This is a genomic window from Aromatoleum sp. (assembly GCF_035254505.1).
Classification (GTDB): domain Bacteria; phylum Pseudomonadota; class Gammaproteobacteria; order Burkholderiales; family Rhodocyclaceae; genus Aromatoleum.
Window position 1 is genome coordinate 27,977 of sequence record NZ_DATFAO010000087.1, and the last position, 14,168, is coordinate 42,144.

A 14,168-nucleotide genomic window follows, 5' to 3' on the forward strand; every position below is an offset into this window, starting at 1 on the left:
GTCAGGCGCGGTCGGCGACGCGTTCGCCGAGGAGGCCCGACGGGCGGAAGATCAGGACGGCGCCGAGCATGATGAAGGCGAAGATGTCCTGGTAGCTCGAGTTGAGGAAGCCGAAGGTGAGGTGCTCGATGTAGCCCGCGCCGAAGGATTCGACGAGGCCCAGCACCAGACCGCCGACCATCGCACCCGGCAGGTTGCCGATGCCGCCGAGCACCGCTGCGGTGAAGGCCTTCAGCCCGGGCGTGAAGCCCATCGCGTAGTGCGCGATCGCGTAGTTCGACGCGAAGAGCACGCCGGCGAGTGCGGCGAGGCCCGAGCCGATGATGAAGGTCGCGGCGATCACGCCGTTCGCGTTGATGCCCATGAGCCCCGCGACGCGGTGGTTTTCGGCGGTCGCGCGCATCGCACGGCCCAGGCGGCTCTTGTTCACCAGCAGCATCAGCCCGGCCATCAGCGCGAAGGCGACGACGATCGTGAAGATCTGGAGCGGCGACACGACGACGCCGTCGATCGGCTGCATCGGGGTCGTCGACACGAGTTGCGGGAAGACGTGGAACTCGCGGCCCCACAGGATCATCGCCAGCGTCTGCAGCAGGAAGGACACGCCGATCGCGGTGATCAGCGGTGCGAGCTTCGGCGCGTTGCGCAGGCGGCGGTAGCCGATGCGCTCGATCAGGTAGCCGACCGCCATGCACACCGGGACGGCGGTGAGGACGCCGGCGAGCAGCAGCACGACCGGATGCAGGCCGGGGACGGCCGAGTTGAGGAGCGAAATGGTCTGCAGCGCGACCAGCGCGCCGACCATCAAGAGGTCGCCGTGGGCGAAGTTGATCAGGCCGAGAATGCCATAGACCATCGTGTAGCCGAGCGCGACGAGCGCGTAGATGCTGCCCGACACCAGGCCGTTGAGCGTTTGTTGCAGGAAGGTTTCCATCGTTTCACCCTTGTCGTTTTGCACAGTCCGGCGGGGGAGGAAGGCCGGATGTCCAGACGAGTGCTGCCGCGCTTCCGCCGGGCGGCGGACGCAGGGCAAGCGTCGTTTGGGGAAAAGGTGCGCCGACCGCGGAACTGCCGGCCGGCGCGAGGGGAGGAGAGTTACTGGATGGTCTGGATCGGCGCCCACCGGCCGCCGTTGAAGTTATAGACGGTGATCGTGCCGCCCTTGATGTCGCCCTTGTCGTCGAAGGAGACCGGGCCGGTGACGCCCTGGTAGCTGACCGTGCGCAGGTTCGGCTGGTACTTCGCCGGTTCGACGGAGTTCGCGGTCTTCATCGCCTCGATCATCGCCATCGTGGCGTCGTAGGCGTAGGGAGCGTAGACGTGGATGTCGGCGCCGAAGCGCTTCTTGTACTCCGTGCGGAAGGCTGCGCCGCCGGGCATCTTGTCGAGCGGGATGCCGGCCTGGGTGCAGTAGGTTGTGGCGGAGAGTGCGTCGCCCGCCATCTTCAGCATCTCGCCGGTGCAGCCGCCGTCGCCGGTAAGGAATTTCGAGCTCATGCCGAGCTGCTTCATCTGGCGCGTCAGCGGGCCGGCCTGGGCGTCCATGCCGCCGAAGAACACGGCATCCGCGTTCATCGCCTTCACCTTGGTCAGGATCGCCATGAAGTCGGTCGCCTTGTCGTTGGTGAATTCACGCCCGACCACTTCGCCGCCGGCGGCCTTCACCGCATTGGCGAAAGCGTCGGCAAGACCCTGGCCGTAGGCAGTGCGATCGTCGATGACGGCGATCTTCTTCGCCTTGAGCTCACCCACCGCGTACTTGCCGAGCGCGTTGCCCTGCTGCAGGTCGTTGGCGATGACACGGAAGGTCATCTTGTAACCCTGCTGCGTGAGCTTGGGGCTGGTGGCGGACGGGGTGATCACCGGGATGCCGGCGTTTTCGTAAATGCGCGAGGCGGGAATCGACGCGCCCGAGGTGACGTGGCCGACGACGCCCTTGACGCCCGAGTCGGCCAGGCGCTGCGCGACGGTGGTGGCGGTGCGCGGGTCGGCCTGGTCGTCTTCACCGACCAGTTCGAACTTGACGGTGTCGCCACCGATCTTGATGCCTTTCGCGTTGGCATCTTCGATCGCGAGACGCGCGCCGTTCTCGCCGTCCTTGCCGAAGGCCGCGGCGGGTCCGGTCAGCGGGCCGGCGTGGCCGATGCGCACGACGACTTCCTTGGCCTGGACGGCGCCGGTGGCGAGGCTCGCGGCGGCGAGAGCGAAAATCAGTTTGTTCAGCTTCATGGGTGTCTCCTCCTTGTGGGCGGTGCGCGGGATGCTGCACAAGCGTGGCGGAGACGAAGGGATACCGGCCGCTCGCGCGGCAACCGGTGAATCCACGAGGGGTTGTCTCCTGCTTGTTTTTGTTGCAACCGCTCGTGGGGCGGTTGCGTGGAGGAGAATGTTAAGGACGGGGGAGGGGAATTGTTTTTCGGCTTTTGCGGGTTTCACGTAGGGCAGGGGAAAATTTTTCCTGATCCGGCGATCGAGCGCGGTTTTTCTTCCTGTCTTGTCTGGCGCGCTGCAACAAACCGCCCCGCGCGTCCCGTTTGGCGGCTTATACGGGCAGCGCTGCCGGAAAGCGGATACGGACCCGAAGTCCGTGTGGAGAGGCTCCCGCGAGCAAGACTTCTGCACGGTGCAGATGGGCGATTTCGCTGACGATGGCGAGCCCCAGCCCGCAACCGGTCCCGCTGGAGCCGGGGATCCGGTAGAAGCGTTCGAAGACGTGCGTCGCATGTTCCGGCGAGATCCCCGGCCCGCTGTCTTCGACCTCCAGGAAGGGCTGACCGCCCTCGCTGCCGCAGCGCACCGTCACGACTCCCCCGCGCGGCGTGTAGCGGATCGCATTGTCGATCAGGTTCGACAGCGCCTCCTGCAGCATCCACGACAGACCCACCGTCGCGGTGGGCGACATTTCGAAGCCGAGGTCGATGTCCTTCGCGAGGGCGGCGTCGAGGAACAGCGAGGCGGAGTTCTCGACGAGCTGTTCGAGCCGGACAGCCTCGAAGACGCGCGGTGCCGGAGTCGAGGCTTCGGTGCGCGCGTAGGCGAGGAGTTGGCTCAGTAGGTGACCGATGCGGCTGGTCGCCTCCTCAATGTGGCCGAGACGTTGCGGATTCTGTCCGAACGCGCCTTCGCCGACGGCGAGATCGAGCTGGTTCTGCAGGCCGGCAAGCGGCGTGCGCAGCTGATGCGCGGCGTCGGCGATGAAGCGTTGCTGCACTTCGGATGCCTGCTGCAGCAGGACGAAGAGCTCGTTCAGGCGACTGAGCATCGGGCGGATTTCGATCGGCGATGCCGTGAGGTCGAACGCATGCAGGTCGGCGACCGACCGCGCCGCGATCTCCCGCTCGACCGCCTGCAGAGGCAGCAGACCGTGCCGTACACCGAACAGCACGGCGATCAGCGTGGCCGCGACCACCGCGAGGTTGGGCAAGACCATTGCGGCCAGGATGCGCTGCCGCGACTGCTGGCGTTTGCCGGTGGTCTCCATGACGGTGATCAGCGGACCCGAGGCACCCTCCATGCGCAGCAGCGCGATCCGCACCGGCCGCTTCCGATACCTGCCATCGCGGAACTGCACCCGGTTGACTTCGGGTGGCGCCTCGAAGGCCGGCAGGTCGACGTCGCCCGCGAGGAGTTCGCCGGCCGCACTGTGCACCGAGAAATACAGCAGGTCCGGTGCATTGCTGCGCAGCATCGCCTCCGCCTCCTGCGTCAGATCGATCCGGCCGCTGCCCTGCTGTTTGGCGACATAGGATTTCAGGTCGAAGACAGTATCGGCGAGGGCTTCGTCCAGCGCCGTATCGGCGGTCCGGCGGGCGAGACGGTAGTCGAGGGCCGAGCTCGTGACGACGATCAGCATCAGCGGGATCGCGAGCGCGAGGATCAGGCGTTGGCGCAGCCCGAGCGGCGAACGCGGATGCGGCGCGAGTTCAGTTGACGGGTGCATCGACGCGATATCCGATCCCGCGCACCGTGCGGATTACGATCTCGCCGGGCGCGAGTTTGCCGCGCAGGCGCGAGACGTGCACCTCGATCGCGTTCGGCGTGATGTCCTTGTCCCAGCCGGCGAGGCTTTGCACGAGCTTGTCCTTGCTGACGACCGCCGGGGACGCCATCAGCAGCATCTCGAGGATCGCCCATTCGCGGTTCGTCAGCTCGACCGGTTCGCCGTCGAGCGTGGCGGCGCGGGTGCGAGTGTCGAGCGCGAGCCCGTTGTGGCGCAGGCAGGCGTCGCTGACGGCATGGGCGCGGCGCAGCAGGGCGCGCATGCGAGCAGCAACTTCGGGCAGGCGATACGGCTTCGTGATGTAGTCGTCGGCGCCGGCGTCCAGCCCGCGGACCGTATCCTCCATGCTCTCGCGCGCGGTCAGGACGAGCGTCGGCAGACGGTTGCCGCGCTCGCGCAGCCGGCGGATGAATTCGAGCCCGTCGATGCCGGGCAGGCCGATGTCGACCAATGCGAGGTCGAAGCTTTCGTCGGCGACGAAGGCGTCGGCTTCCTCCGCGCTCGTCGCCACGTCGACGGTGTAGCCGAGCTGCTGCAGGCCCTGCTTCAGGCCGTCCGCGACGAGTGCGTCGTCTTCGACAATCAGTATCCGCATGTACTTTGACGGGGAGGGAGTCGTTTGATGGTTATTGTTTCACGAGATCGAGCGGTTCGACGCCCCCTTCGGGCTCCTTGTGTGCGATGCCGAAGTGGCAGTCGATGCAGGTGCGCTCCCCGGAGGCGAGTTTCTGGTGCTGCTTGCGCGCGGTCGTGCCCTGTTTGTCGGCGGCCATCGCCTGCACGTCGTGGCAGTTGCGGCATTCGCGTGAGTCCGAGTCCTTCATTCGCTGCCACACGCGCTTCGCGAGCTCGAGGCGGCGCGCCTCGAATTTCTCGCGCGTGTCGATGGTGCCCGCGAGGTGCTGGAAGACGTCGTTCGACGCCTTGATCTTGCGCACCATCGTGTCGACGAATTCGTGCGGCACGTGGCAATCGGCGCAGGTCGCTTTAACGCCGCTGCGGTTGTGCGCGTGGATCGTGTCCTTGTACTCGCTGTAGTTGTTGTCCTTCATCTCGTGGCAGGACGTGCAGAACTCCACGGTATTGGTGTGATCGAGCGCGACCTTGCCGGCCCCGGCGAGCAAGGCCCCGACCAGCACCAGGGCCACGGAGCCCAATCCGAACATGCCTGCCTTCCTGATCTTCTCGCTTCCCTTGTCCATACCCGTCTCCGTTCAGAAGTCGGCGAATGATCCCCGCCCTAAGCTTGCGAATGCCTGACGAGCCGGTGTGGGCATTCGTCAGGCATTCGCAAGCTTCATCGTCCGAGAATCCGCCCGTTCTCATTTGCGAAAGAGGAATGGATATGGAAATTGCATCGATGCGGAGCCTTCGTGCTCTGGCGGCCAGCTTGCTGCTCGGTCTCGCGGCCTCGGCGGCGCATGCGCTGCCGAGCTACGCGCGCCAGACCGGTTCGGAGTGCGCGGCCTGTCACGTCGGCGGCTTCGGTCCGCAGCTCACGCCCTACGGCATGAAGTTCAAGATCGGCGGTTACGCTGATACCGACGGCAAGGACGGCAAGGTGCCGCTGTCGGCGATGATGGTCGCGAACTGGACGCGCACCGCAAAGGACGCCGCCGACGGCGACAAGATCAAGCACTTCGGCAGCAACGACAATGCCGCGATGCAGGAAGCCTCGCTCTTCCTCGCGGGCCGCCTCGCCGACAACCTGGGCACCTTCGTGCAGGCGACCTGGTCCGGCGTCGACCGCAAGAGCGCCCTCGACCAGGCCGACCTGCGCTACGCGCGCACCCTGCAATTCGGCGACAAGGAATCCACCGTCGGCCTGTCGCTCAACTCGAACCCTACGCTGACCGATCCCCTCAACACCCTCGGCCAGTGGCGCTTCCCCTACACCGCGTCGGACTTCAACGCCGGCTTCGGCCCCTCGCCGCTGGTCGAGAGCCTCGCGAGCGGCGTCGTCGGCGCCAACGCCTACGTCTTCTTCGACAACCACCTGTATGCCGAAGCGGGCCTCTACAACACGCTGTCGAAGACCACCCTCGACCGCATCAATGCGGATGACCCCGGCAAGTTCAAGGGCGTCGGGAAATACTGGCGGCTCGCCTACCTCGTCGACCGCAAGCGCGACAACTTCTCGGTCGGCCTGTCCGGATTCGACGCCAATCTGCAGCCGGACCGGACGGATCTGGGCACCGGCGACAAGTACCGCGACCTGGGCATCGACGCCGCTTACCAGTTCCTCGGCAATCGCGAGCACATCTTCACCGTCAACGCGAGCTACATGAAGGAATGGCAGACGCTCGACTACACCGCCGGCAAGCTGGGTGAAGCCGACAAGCGTGGCGGAAGTCTCGATCAGCTGCGCGTGGCGGCCTCCTATCACTACCTGCAGACCTGGGGCTTGACGGCCGGCTATTTCGACAGCCGCGGCAACCGCGACGCGACCCGCAACTCGAGCTCGCTCAACGGCAAGCCGAACACCTCGGGCTACATCCTGCAGGCGGACTGGACGCCGTGGGGCAAGGAAGGCTCCTGGGGCGCGCCGTGGGCGAACGTGCGCCTGGGCCTGCAATACACCGGCTATGAGCGCTTCATGGGCGGCGCGCACTTCCTCGATGCGGATGGCAACGAGCGGCGCGCCCGCGACAACAACACCACGATGCTGTTCATGTGGATGTCGATCTGAGGTGAAATCATGACGTCGAGAACGCACATCATTGCCGCCGCCCTCTGCATGGGGGCGGTATTTGCGGCGCCGCAGGCCTGGGCCGTCGGCGATGCCGGCAAGGGCCGGAACGTGTTCGCCGAGGAATGCGGGGACTGCCATAGCCCGGTCGCCGGCACGAACAAGAAAGGGCCGAGCCTGCATGGCGTGATCGGGCGCAAGGCGGGCTCCGTGGCGGATTTTTCCGGCTATTCCGACGCGATGCGGCAGTCGGGTATCGAGTGGACGCCTGACCGGCTCGACGTCTATCTCACCCTGCCGCGCAAGACCGTCGTCGGCGGCAAGATGAAGTACGACGGACTGCCGGACGCGGCCGCGCGCGCCGACGTCATCGCCTATCTCATGTCCTTGAAATAGGCGTTCCCGAACAGCGGATGCTCGCGCGGCCTGCGTTCTTCGCAGCGTACATCGCGGCATCCGCGGCCTTGATCAGGTCGACGGCGTCCTGCGCGTCGAGCGGATAGGCGCTGATGCCGATGCTCGGCGACATCGTCAGCGTGCAGAGGGGCAGCTGGAAGGATTGGGCGAAGGCGCCGAGGAGCTTTTCGGCGACCTGCACGAGCGCCTCCTGATTCGCGGCCTCGCTGATCACGACGACGAACTCGTCGCCGCCGATCCGCGTGACGGTGTCGGTCTGGCGGACGCAGGCGAGCAGGCGCTGCGCGACCGCCTGCAGCAGCTGGTCGCCGGTTTCATGGCCGTAGCGGTCGTTGACCTGCTTGAAATGGTCGAGGTCGATGAACAGCAGGCCGACCAGCCTGCCGTTGCGCTCCGCGTGATGGATCGCTTGCTGCAGCCGGTCTTGCATCAGCATGCGGTTGGGCAGGCCGGTGAGGGTGTCGTGTTGTGCGAGATGGTTGGCGAGCGTCTCGGCGCGGCGCCGCTCCGTGATGTCGCGTCCGATGCAGACGAGGCCGCTGACCTTGCCGTCGGCGTCGTGCATCGGCGACAGAGCGCTCTGGATGTCGATCTTTCCGCGCGGCCCGGTCGTCCACCAGTCGTACACCACGTGCTCGCCTTCGAGGGCCCGCGCATGGGTCGCGCCATGTAGCGCGTCGTCCTTGCCGAGCAGGGCGGCGATGGGCCTGCCGACCAGCGCCGCCGCCTCTTCGCGGGGCGCAACGAGGCCCTTGTCGAAGATCGCCGTCAACCGGCCCGTCTCGTCGGTCGTGTAGATCAGGTCGTCGGTGGAAGTGACCAGCGTGCGGAAGCGCATTTCGGATGCGCGAAGGGTCTCGTGCATTTTCAGCAAGGGCATCAGCACGAGTCGGCGGATGGATGCCTTCAGCGCGATGACGATTGCCGTCGCGGCGATCAGCAGCGCGCCGAGCACGGCATATTGCAGCCGGCGCCGTTGGGCGGTGAACTCGTCGTAATAGCTCGCCGATGCGATGACCCATTGGCGTTCGGGAAATTCGACGACCGCGGCGATCTTGTCGCGAAATTGGCCATTGGGGTCGCGAAACCGGTAGCGATCGACCAGATCGCCGTTGCCGGAAAGTGCCTTTCGGAAAAAACCGAGCGCTTCCGGCTCCGCCAGGTCGAAGATATTCTGTCCTTCAAGGCCCGGATGAATCAGGAGCCGGCCGTGCTCTTCGCCCGGCTGTGCATCGAGGACGTACACGTAGCCCGTGCGCCCCACCTGGATGGCTTTGATCTCCTCCCGGATCTGCGCAAAGCTCGACGACAGGTCGAGGCCCACGAACAACGCACCGATGATTTCGCCGCCGGGGCCGACGACGGGGCGGTATTTCGTCATGTAAGGCCGTCCGAAGAGCTGAGCCGGGCCGACGTAAGCTTCGCCGCGAAGTAGCCGCCGGTGGGCCGGGTGGTCAGAGCCCAGCAGCGTGCCGACCGCGCGCCGCCCCTCTTGGTCGCGCAAGGATGTCGCGATGCGCAGGAACTCGTCGCCGTGACGCACGAAGATCGTTGCGATGCTGCCCGGGCTGTCGCGCGTGAATTCGTCGATCGGCGCGAAGTCCGGCCCGATCGCCTGCCTCCCGACGCGCAGTTGCGGGACGTGATGCGTGCCGACATGGACGGTCGTCGTCTTGTCGGCGCGGATCGGCGCATCGAGCAGGGCCTCGAACGCGGCGAAGTGCTCGTCCGCCGCGACCTGCATCAGCTGGTGATTTACGGCCAGCATGCCGCGCACGCGGCGGCTGCTGTCGAGCAGATGCTCGCTGGCTTCCCGGTACTCCGTTCGTTCGACGTGTTCGAGCAGGACGCTCCCGAATATTCCGAGCGCGAGGACCGTGACGCTCAGCACGATCGCGCCGAGCTTGTATTGCAGCGAGGAGTCTAGGGAATCGTCCATGTGCAACCTACGGCATATTCAGATCAATATATACCATTGTGCTGATGTGGTGCGACTGTCGATGCCCCGGTGCGGGCGGGCTGGCGCTTCCCTGTCGACATATGACTATCGTATGATGGCACGCTCCGGCGGCCCCCTCCTTCCGCCGATGGTGATCCTCCCTCTCCAGCCGTTTCCGGTCTCCCGCCTCGAAGCGGCGTTCTCCCTAATTTCTCGTGAAGGTCCTCATGTTGTCGAGTCTGAAAATCCGCAACCGCCTGTGGTTGCTCGTCGGTATCGCGATGCTGTTGATTGCGATCGTGTCGCTGGCCTCCGCGTGGAATCAGCGCAACGAAACGATCAAGGAACGACGGCAGAAGACGCAGGCCCTGGTGGAAAACGCGGTGACGCTGATCCGCCACTACGGCGAGCTCGCCGCGGGCGGAAAGATGGACGCCGAGGCCGCGCGCGAGCAGGCGAAGGCCGCGGTTGGGGCGCTGCGTTACGACGGCGACAACTATTTCTTCGTTGTCGATACCGCCAACCAGATGGTCCGCCATCCGATGAAACCCGAGCTCGAAGGCAAGGACCTGTCCGGTCTGAAGGATGCCAACGGTGTGCCGATCGTCGTCGAGGCGGTCGCGGCCGCCAAGCGCGGCAAGCACGAATTCGTCGACTACATCTGGCCACGCGGCGCCGGCAGTGCGCCGGTGCCCAAGGTGTCGACCAGCGCGCTCTACGAGCCCTGGGGCTGGGTCGTGACGACCGGCATCTATGTGGACGACGTCGATACCGAGTTTCGGGGCGCGCTGATCCGTACCGGGCTGATCTTCCTCGCCGCGTCGGGCTTCCTGCTGGCACTCGCGTGGCGCATCGTCGTGTCGATCGTCCGGCCGCTTGCGAAAGTGCAGCACATCGCCCAGCGCATCGCCGACGGCGACCTGTCACAGGACATCGAATCGCGCGGCCGCGACGAACTCGCGTCGGTGCTGCAGTCCTGCAGTCGCATGCAGGTTGCGCTGCGCGAGATCGTCGGCTCGCTGCAACACAATTCGCAGGACATCGCCGCGATGAGCAGCCAGCTTGCGGCGGCGACCACCCAGCTCTCGCATTCGACCGAGGACCACGCGCAGGCCGCGGTGTCGATGGCGGCGTCGGTCGAGGAAATGTCGGTGTCGATCTCGCAGGTGTCGGATAGCGCCCGCGAAGTCTCAGACTCTGCCATGTGCTCGGGGGAGGCTTCGGTCGCGGGCCGCAACATCATCGGCGCACTTGTGAGTGCCGACAACAGCACGTCGAAGTCCGTGCAGGCGACGGCCGAGAAGATCCGCGAACTCGGCGAGCTGACCGAGCGCATTTCGTCGATCGTCGCCGTGATCCGCGAGGTCGCCGAGCAGACCAACCTGCTCGCGCTGAACGCCGCGATCGAAGCGGCGCGCGCCGGCGAGCACGGCCGCGGCTTCGCTGTTGTCGCGGACGAAGTGCGCAAGCTCGCAGAGCGCACGGCCCATTCGACGACGGAAATCGCCGAGACGATCGGGCTCGTGCAGTCCGTAACGGCGGAAACGGTCGGCAGCATGGAAAAGGTCGTCGCCGAGATGGACGGCGTTGCACGCCTGTCGGACGAAGCGGGGCAGTCGATCCAGCTCATCGACGAGCAGTCGCACAAGACGCTGGTGGTCGTGGGCGAGATCACGAACGCCCTGAACGAACAGTCCTCGACCAGCAACGACATCGCGCGGCGCGTCGAGCAGATCGCGCAGATGACGGAGGAAAACAGCGCCGCCGTGCGCCAGACGGCGTCGGCTGCGCAGCAGCTCGAGTCGGTGGCGACGGTGCTGCAGGACACGGCGCGCCGCTTCCGCGTCGCCTGAGGGCGGCCGAGCGCGACAGCCGCGGTGCCTCGTGGGGCGCCGCGGAATCGTCACGACCTGTAGTATGGAGGCCCGACCGTGGCAAGGAGATCGCGTCCCATGACCCCTACCGAGGCGCTTGCTGCGGACACGGCCGTGGCTCCCCCGCGAACGGTCGGCTTTTGGCACGCTTTCGCGTTCTGGCTCAAGCTCGGTTTCATCAGCTTCGGCGGGCCGGCCGGGCAGATCGCGATCATGCATCAGGAGCTGGTCGAGAACCGGCGCTGGATTTCGGAGCGGCGCTTCCTGCATGCCCTGAACTACTGCATGGTCCTGCCCGGGCCCGAAGCGCAGCAGCTCGCGACCTACATCGGCTGGCTGATGCACCGGACCTGGGGCGGCATCGTCGCGGGCGGCCTGTTCGTGCTTCCCTCGCTGCTGATCCTCATCGCCCTGTCCTGGATCTACATCGCCCTGGGCGACGTGCCCGTCGTCGCGGGGCTTTTCTACGGCATCAAGCCGGCCGTGACCGCGATCGTCGTGCAGGCGGGCCACCGCATTGGCTCGCGGGCGCTGAAAAACAACCTGCTGTGGGGCATCGCCGCGGCGTCCTTCGTTGCGATCTTCGCGCTGAGCCTGCCGTTCCCGGTGATCGTCGCCGTGGCGGCGCTCGTCGGCTATATCGGCGGACGCGTCACGCCCGAGCGCTTCAAGACCGGCGGCGGGCACGGCCAGGCGGACAAGTCCTTTGGCCCGGCGCTGATCGACGATGACACGCCGACGCCCGAGCATGCGCGTTTCCGCTGGGGCCGACTTGCGCGCGTGATCGGAGTCGGCGCGCTGCTATGGGTCGTGTCGATGGCCGTCTTGGTCGCGACCTGGGGCTGGGATCACACACTGACGCAGATGGGGTGGTTCTTCACGAAGGCGGCACTGCTGACCTTCGGTGGCGCCTACGCGGTCTTGCCCTACGTCTATCAGGGTGCGGTCGACCACTACGGCTGGCTCACGCCGGTGCAGATGATCGACGGCCTCGCGCTCGGCGAGACGACGCCGGGACCGCTGATCATGGTCGTCGCCTTCGTGGGCTTCGTCGGCGGCTATGTGAAAGTGCTGTTCGGGTCGGACGCCGTCTTCCTCGCCGGCGCGCTCGCAGCGACGCTCGTGACGTGGTTCACCTTCCTGCCGTCCTTCCTGTTCATCCTCGCCGGCGGACCGCTCGTCGAATCGACGCACAACGACCTCAAGTTCACGGCGCCGCTCACCGCGATCACGGCCGCGGTGGTCGGCGTGATCCTCAACCTCGCGGTCTTCTTCGCTTACCACGTGCTGTGGCCGAAGGGCTTTGCCGGTCCTTTCGACGTCCCGTCGGCCTTGATCGCGCTCGGCGCCGCGCTCGCATTGTTCCGCTTCCGCCGCAACGTCATCGAAGTGATTGCGGTTTGCGGCCTGGTGGGGCTCGCTGTGAAGATCCTGTTTCAATAATGTCCATCCTTGCCCAGACCGCGGCAGACAGTCCGCGCCGCCTGTCCGCGCTGAAAGGCCTATGGCCCTTCCTGCGGCCCTATCGCGGGCGGATGCTGTTCGCCTTCGTGCTCCTGTGCCTTGCGTCCTCGACCATCCTGGTGATGCCGCTGGCCTTTCGCGATCTCGTCGACTTCGGCTTCGCCGACCGTCCCGAAATCGGCGGAAGGCTGCTCGGCGCGCTCAGCGTCAACGAGCAGTTTCTCGTGCTCTTCCTGCTGGCGAGCGGTTGGGCCGTTGCGGTCGCGTCGCGCTACTACACCGTCTCCTGGATCGGCGAGCGGGCGACGGCCGACCTGCGCAGCGCCGTCTACGCGCGGGTCCTGTTGCAGTCGCCGCAGTTCTTCGAGACGCTGCAGACGGGCGAAGTGCTGTCGCGCCTCACCGGCGACACGACGCTGATCCAGACCGTCGTCGGCAGCTCCGTGTCGATGGGGCTGCGGAGCTTCTTCCAGTTCGTCGGCGGCATGGCGATGCTTGCGGTCACGAGCCTCCATCTCTTCTTGCTCAACCTGGGGCTGATGACCCTGCTGATGTCGCCCATCATGCTGATCGCGAGGCGGGTCAGGTACTTGTCGCGCGAATCGCAGGACCGCATCGCCGACGCTTCGGCGCTCGCCGGCGAAATTCTCAATGCGATGCCCACGGTGCAGGCCTACACACAGGAGCGCCACGAGGCCACCCGTTTTGCCGCCGCGACCGAAGCGAGCTTCGTGACCGCGGTGCGTCGCACGCGCGTGCGTGCCGCCCTCACGGCGCTGATCATCACCGCAGTGATGGGCACGATCATCTTCGTACTGTGGGTCGGCGTGCGGCAGGTGCACTCCGGCGCGATGACGCAGGGCCAACTCGCGTCCTTCGTCCTCTACGCTGCGCTGGTTGCCGGCGGGGTCGGCACCATGGCCGAAGTGTGGAGTGACGTGTTACGCGCCGGCGGCGCTGCCGAGCGGCTGCTGGAGTTGCTGCATGCGGATTCGGCAATCGGCGACGTCGCCGAGCCGCGGGCCCCGGTGGACCGGCAACGGGCCGCGATCCGCTTCGAGCACGTGAGCTTCCGCTACCCGGCCCGCCCGCAGATCCGGGCGCTCGACGATATCTGCCTCGACATCGCGCAGGGCGAGAGCGTTGCGCTCGTGGGGCCTTCAGGCGCCGGCAAAACCAGCATGTTCCAGCTGCTGCTGCGCTACTACGAGGCCTCCGACGGCTGCGTTCGCCTCAATGGCCAGGACATCCGTGAGCTGAGCCTGCACGAGCTGCGCCGGATGATTGCGATCGTGCCGCAGGATCCGGTGATTTTTTCCGCCGACGTGATGGAGAACATCCGCTACGGCCGCATCGGCGCGAGCGACGCGGAAGTGATCGAAGCGGCGAAGGCCGCCTTCGTCGACGAGTTCGTCGATCGCCTGCCCGAGGGCTACCGCACCTTCCTCGGCGAGCGCGGCACGCGGCTGTCAGGAGGGCAACGTCAGCGTCTCGCGATCGCCCGCGCGATCCTCAAGGGCGCGCCGCTGCTGCTTCTCGACGAAGCGACGAGTGCCCTCGACGCCGAAGCCGAGATCCTCGTCCAGCAAGGCCTCAACGCCGCGATGCAGGGGCGCACGACACTGATGATCGCCCATCGCCTCGCCACCGTGCAGAAGGCCCACCGCATCGTCGTGATGGACCACGGCCATATCGTCGAGATCGGCACGCCCGAGGACCTGCGCCAGCAGGGCGGGCTTTACGCCCGGTTGGCGGCCCTGCAGCTCGATATCTGAGCCGGCCGGC

General features: G+C 66.3%; 11 protein-coding genes. 5 read left to right on the forward strand and 6 right to left on the reverse strand.

Features of this window, described 5'->3' with window-relative positions; genetic code table 11:
- Position 1 precedes the first annotated feature (1 nt).
- The 5 genes from VJ673_RS17790 to VJ673_RS17810 form a co-directional block, all read right to left on the reverse strand.
- On the reverse strand, positions 2-934 hold the full coding sequence (locus tag VJ673_RS17790; RefSeq protein ID WP_324127501.1) for a branched-chain amino acid ABC transporter permease: 933 nt from the start codon (positions 932-934) through the stop codon (positions 2-4).
- A gap of 161 nt (positions 935-1,095) precedes the next feature.
- Complete coding sequence (locus VJ673_RS17795; RefSeq protein WP_324127502.1) at positions 1,096-2,229, reverse strand: branched-chain amino acid ABC transporter substrate-binding protein; 1,134 nt, start codon at positions 2,227-2,229, stop codon at positions 1,096-1,098.
- Between the two features lie 313 nt (positions 2,230-2,542).
- Positions 2,543-3,940 carry a sensor histidine kinase gene (locus VJ673_RS17800; protein WP_324127503.1) on the reverse strand — a complete coding sequence of 466 codons (1,398 nt, stop codon included), beginning with the start codon at positions 3,938-3,940 and terminating at the stop codon, positions 2,543-2,545.
- The gene (locus tag VJ673_RS17805) at positions 3,924-4,595 is read right to left on the reverse strand and encodes a response regulator transcription factor (RefSeq protein WP_324127504.1); all 672 of its coding nucleotides are present in this window, start codon (positions 4,593-4,595) and stop codon (positions 3,924-3,926) included. The genes VJ673_RS17800 and VJ673_RS17805 overlap by 17 nt, the downstream gene beginning before the upstream one ends.
- A 31-nt stretch (positions 4,596-4,626) precedes the next feature.
- The gene (locus tag VJ673_RS17810; RefSeq protein WP_324127505.1) at positions 4,627-5,202 is read right to left on the reverse strand and encodes a NapC/NirT family cytochrome c; all 576 of its coding nucleotides are present in this window, start codon (positions 5,200-5,202) and stop codon (positions 4,627-4,629) included.
- 158 nt (positions 5,203-5,360) lie between these two features.
- Between VJ673_RS17810 and VJ673_RS17815 the strand changes: the two genes are divergently transcribed.
- On the forward strand, positions 5,361-6,689 hold the full coding sequence (locus VJ673_RS17815; RefSeq protein ID WP_324127506.1) for a cytochrome C: 1,329 nt from the start codon (positions 5,361-5,363) through the stop codon (positions 6,687-6,689).
- A gap of 9 nt (positions 6,690-6,698) precedes the next feature.
- Positions 6,699-7,085 carry a c-type cytochrome gene (locus tag VJ673_RS17820; protein WP_324127507.1) on the forward strand — a complete coding sequence of 129 codons (387 nt, stop codon included), beginning with the start codon at positions 6,699-6,701 and terminating at the stop codon, positions 7,083-7,085.
- Here the strand turns inward: VJ673_RS17820 and VJ673_RS17825 are convergent.
- Positions 7,069-9,045 (reverse strand): Cache 3/Cache 2 fusion domain-containing protein, encoded by a 1,977-nt coding sequence (locus VJ673_RS17825; protein WP_324127508.1) that lies wholly within the window; start codon positions 9,043-9,045, stop codon positions 7,069-7,071. The two genes, VJ673_RS17820 and VJ673_RS17825, sit on opposite strands and share 17 nt — an antisense overlap.
- A 227-nt stretch (positions 9,046-9,272) precedes the next feature.
- Here VJ673_RS17825 and VJ673_RS17830 point away from each other — a divergent pair, with 227 nt between their 5' ends.
- From VJ673_RS17830 to VJ673_RS17840, 3 genes are all read left to right on the forward strand, one after another.
- On the forward strand, positions 9,273-10,898 hold the full coding sequence (locus VJ673_RS17830) for a methyl-accepting chemotaxis protein (protein WP_324127509.1): 1,626 nt from the start codon (positions 9,273-9,275) through the stop codon (positions 10,896-10,898).
- A gap of 99 nt (positions 10,899-10,997) precedes the next feature.
- A complete protein-coding gene (gene chrA, locus VJ673_RS17835) occupies positions 10,998-12,362 on the forward strand; it encodes a chromate efflux transporter (protein WP_324127510.1) in 1,365 nt (454 codons plus the stop codon).
- Positions 12,362-14,158, forward strand: coding sequence for an ABC transporter transmembrane domain-containing protein (locus VJ673_RS17840; RefSeq protein WP_324127511.1), 1,797 nt, complete (start codon positions 12,362-12,364; stop codon positions 14,156-14,158). Before chrA ends, VJ673_RS17840 begins: the two co-directional genes overlap by 1 nt.
- The last annotated feature ends 10 nt before the right edge of the window (positions 14,159-14,168 follow it).

What these genes read in the sequence shown, in the direction of transcription:
- VJ673_RS17790 (WP_324127501.1), bottom strand. Translation starts at nt 934, where the DNA reads ATGGAAACCTTCCTGCAACAAACGCTCAACGGCCTGGTGTCGGGCAGC.
- VJ673_RS17795 (WP_324127502.1), bottom strand. Translation starts at nt 2,229, where the DNA reads ATGAAGCTGAACAAACTGATTTTCGCTCTCGCCGCCGCGAGCCTCGCC.
- VJ673_RS17800 (WP_324127503.1), bottom strand. Translation starts at nt 3,940, where the DNA reads ATGCACCCGTCAACTGAACTCGCGCCGCATCCGCGTTCGCCGCTCGGG.
- VJ673_RS17805 (WP_324127504.1), bottom strand. Translation starts at nt 4,595, where the DNA reads ATGCGGATACTGATTGTCGAAGACGACGCACTCGTCGCGGACGGCCTG.
- VJ673_RS17810 (WP_324127505.1), bottom strand. Translation starts at nt 5,202, where the DNA reads ATGGACAAGGGAAGCGAGAAGATCAGGAAGGCAGGCATGTTCGGATTG.
- VJ673_RS17815 (WP_324127506.1), top strand. Translation starts at nt 5,361, where the DNA reads ATGCGGAGCCTTCGTGCTCTGGCGGCCAGCTTGCTGCTCGGTCTCGCG.
- VJ673_RS17820 (WP_324127507.1), top strand. Translation starts at nt 6,699, where the DNA reads ATGACGTCGAGAACGCACATCATTGCCGCCGCCCTCTGCATGGGGGCG.
- VJ673_RS17825 (WP_324127508.1), bottom strand. Translation starts at nt 9,045, where the DNA reads ATGGACGATTCCCTAGACTCCTCGCTGCAATACAAGCTCGGCGCGATC.
- VJ673_RS17830 (WP_324127509.1), top strand. Translation starts at nt 9,273, where the DNA reads ATGTTGTCGAGTCTGAAAATCCGCAACCGCCTGTGGTTGCTCGTCGGT.
- chrA (WP_324127510.1), top strand. Translation starts at nt 10,998, where the DNA reads ATGACCCCTACCGAGGCGCTTGCTGCGGACACGGCCGTGGCTCCCCCG.
- VJ673_RS17840 (WP_324127511.1), top strand. Translation starts at nt 12,362, where the DNA reads ATGTCCATCCTTGCCCAGACCGCGGCAGACAGTCCGCGCCGCCTGTCC.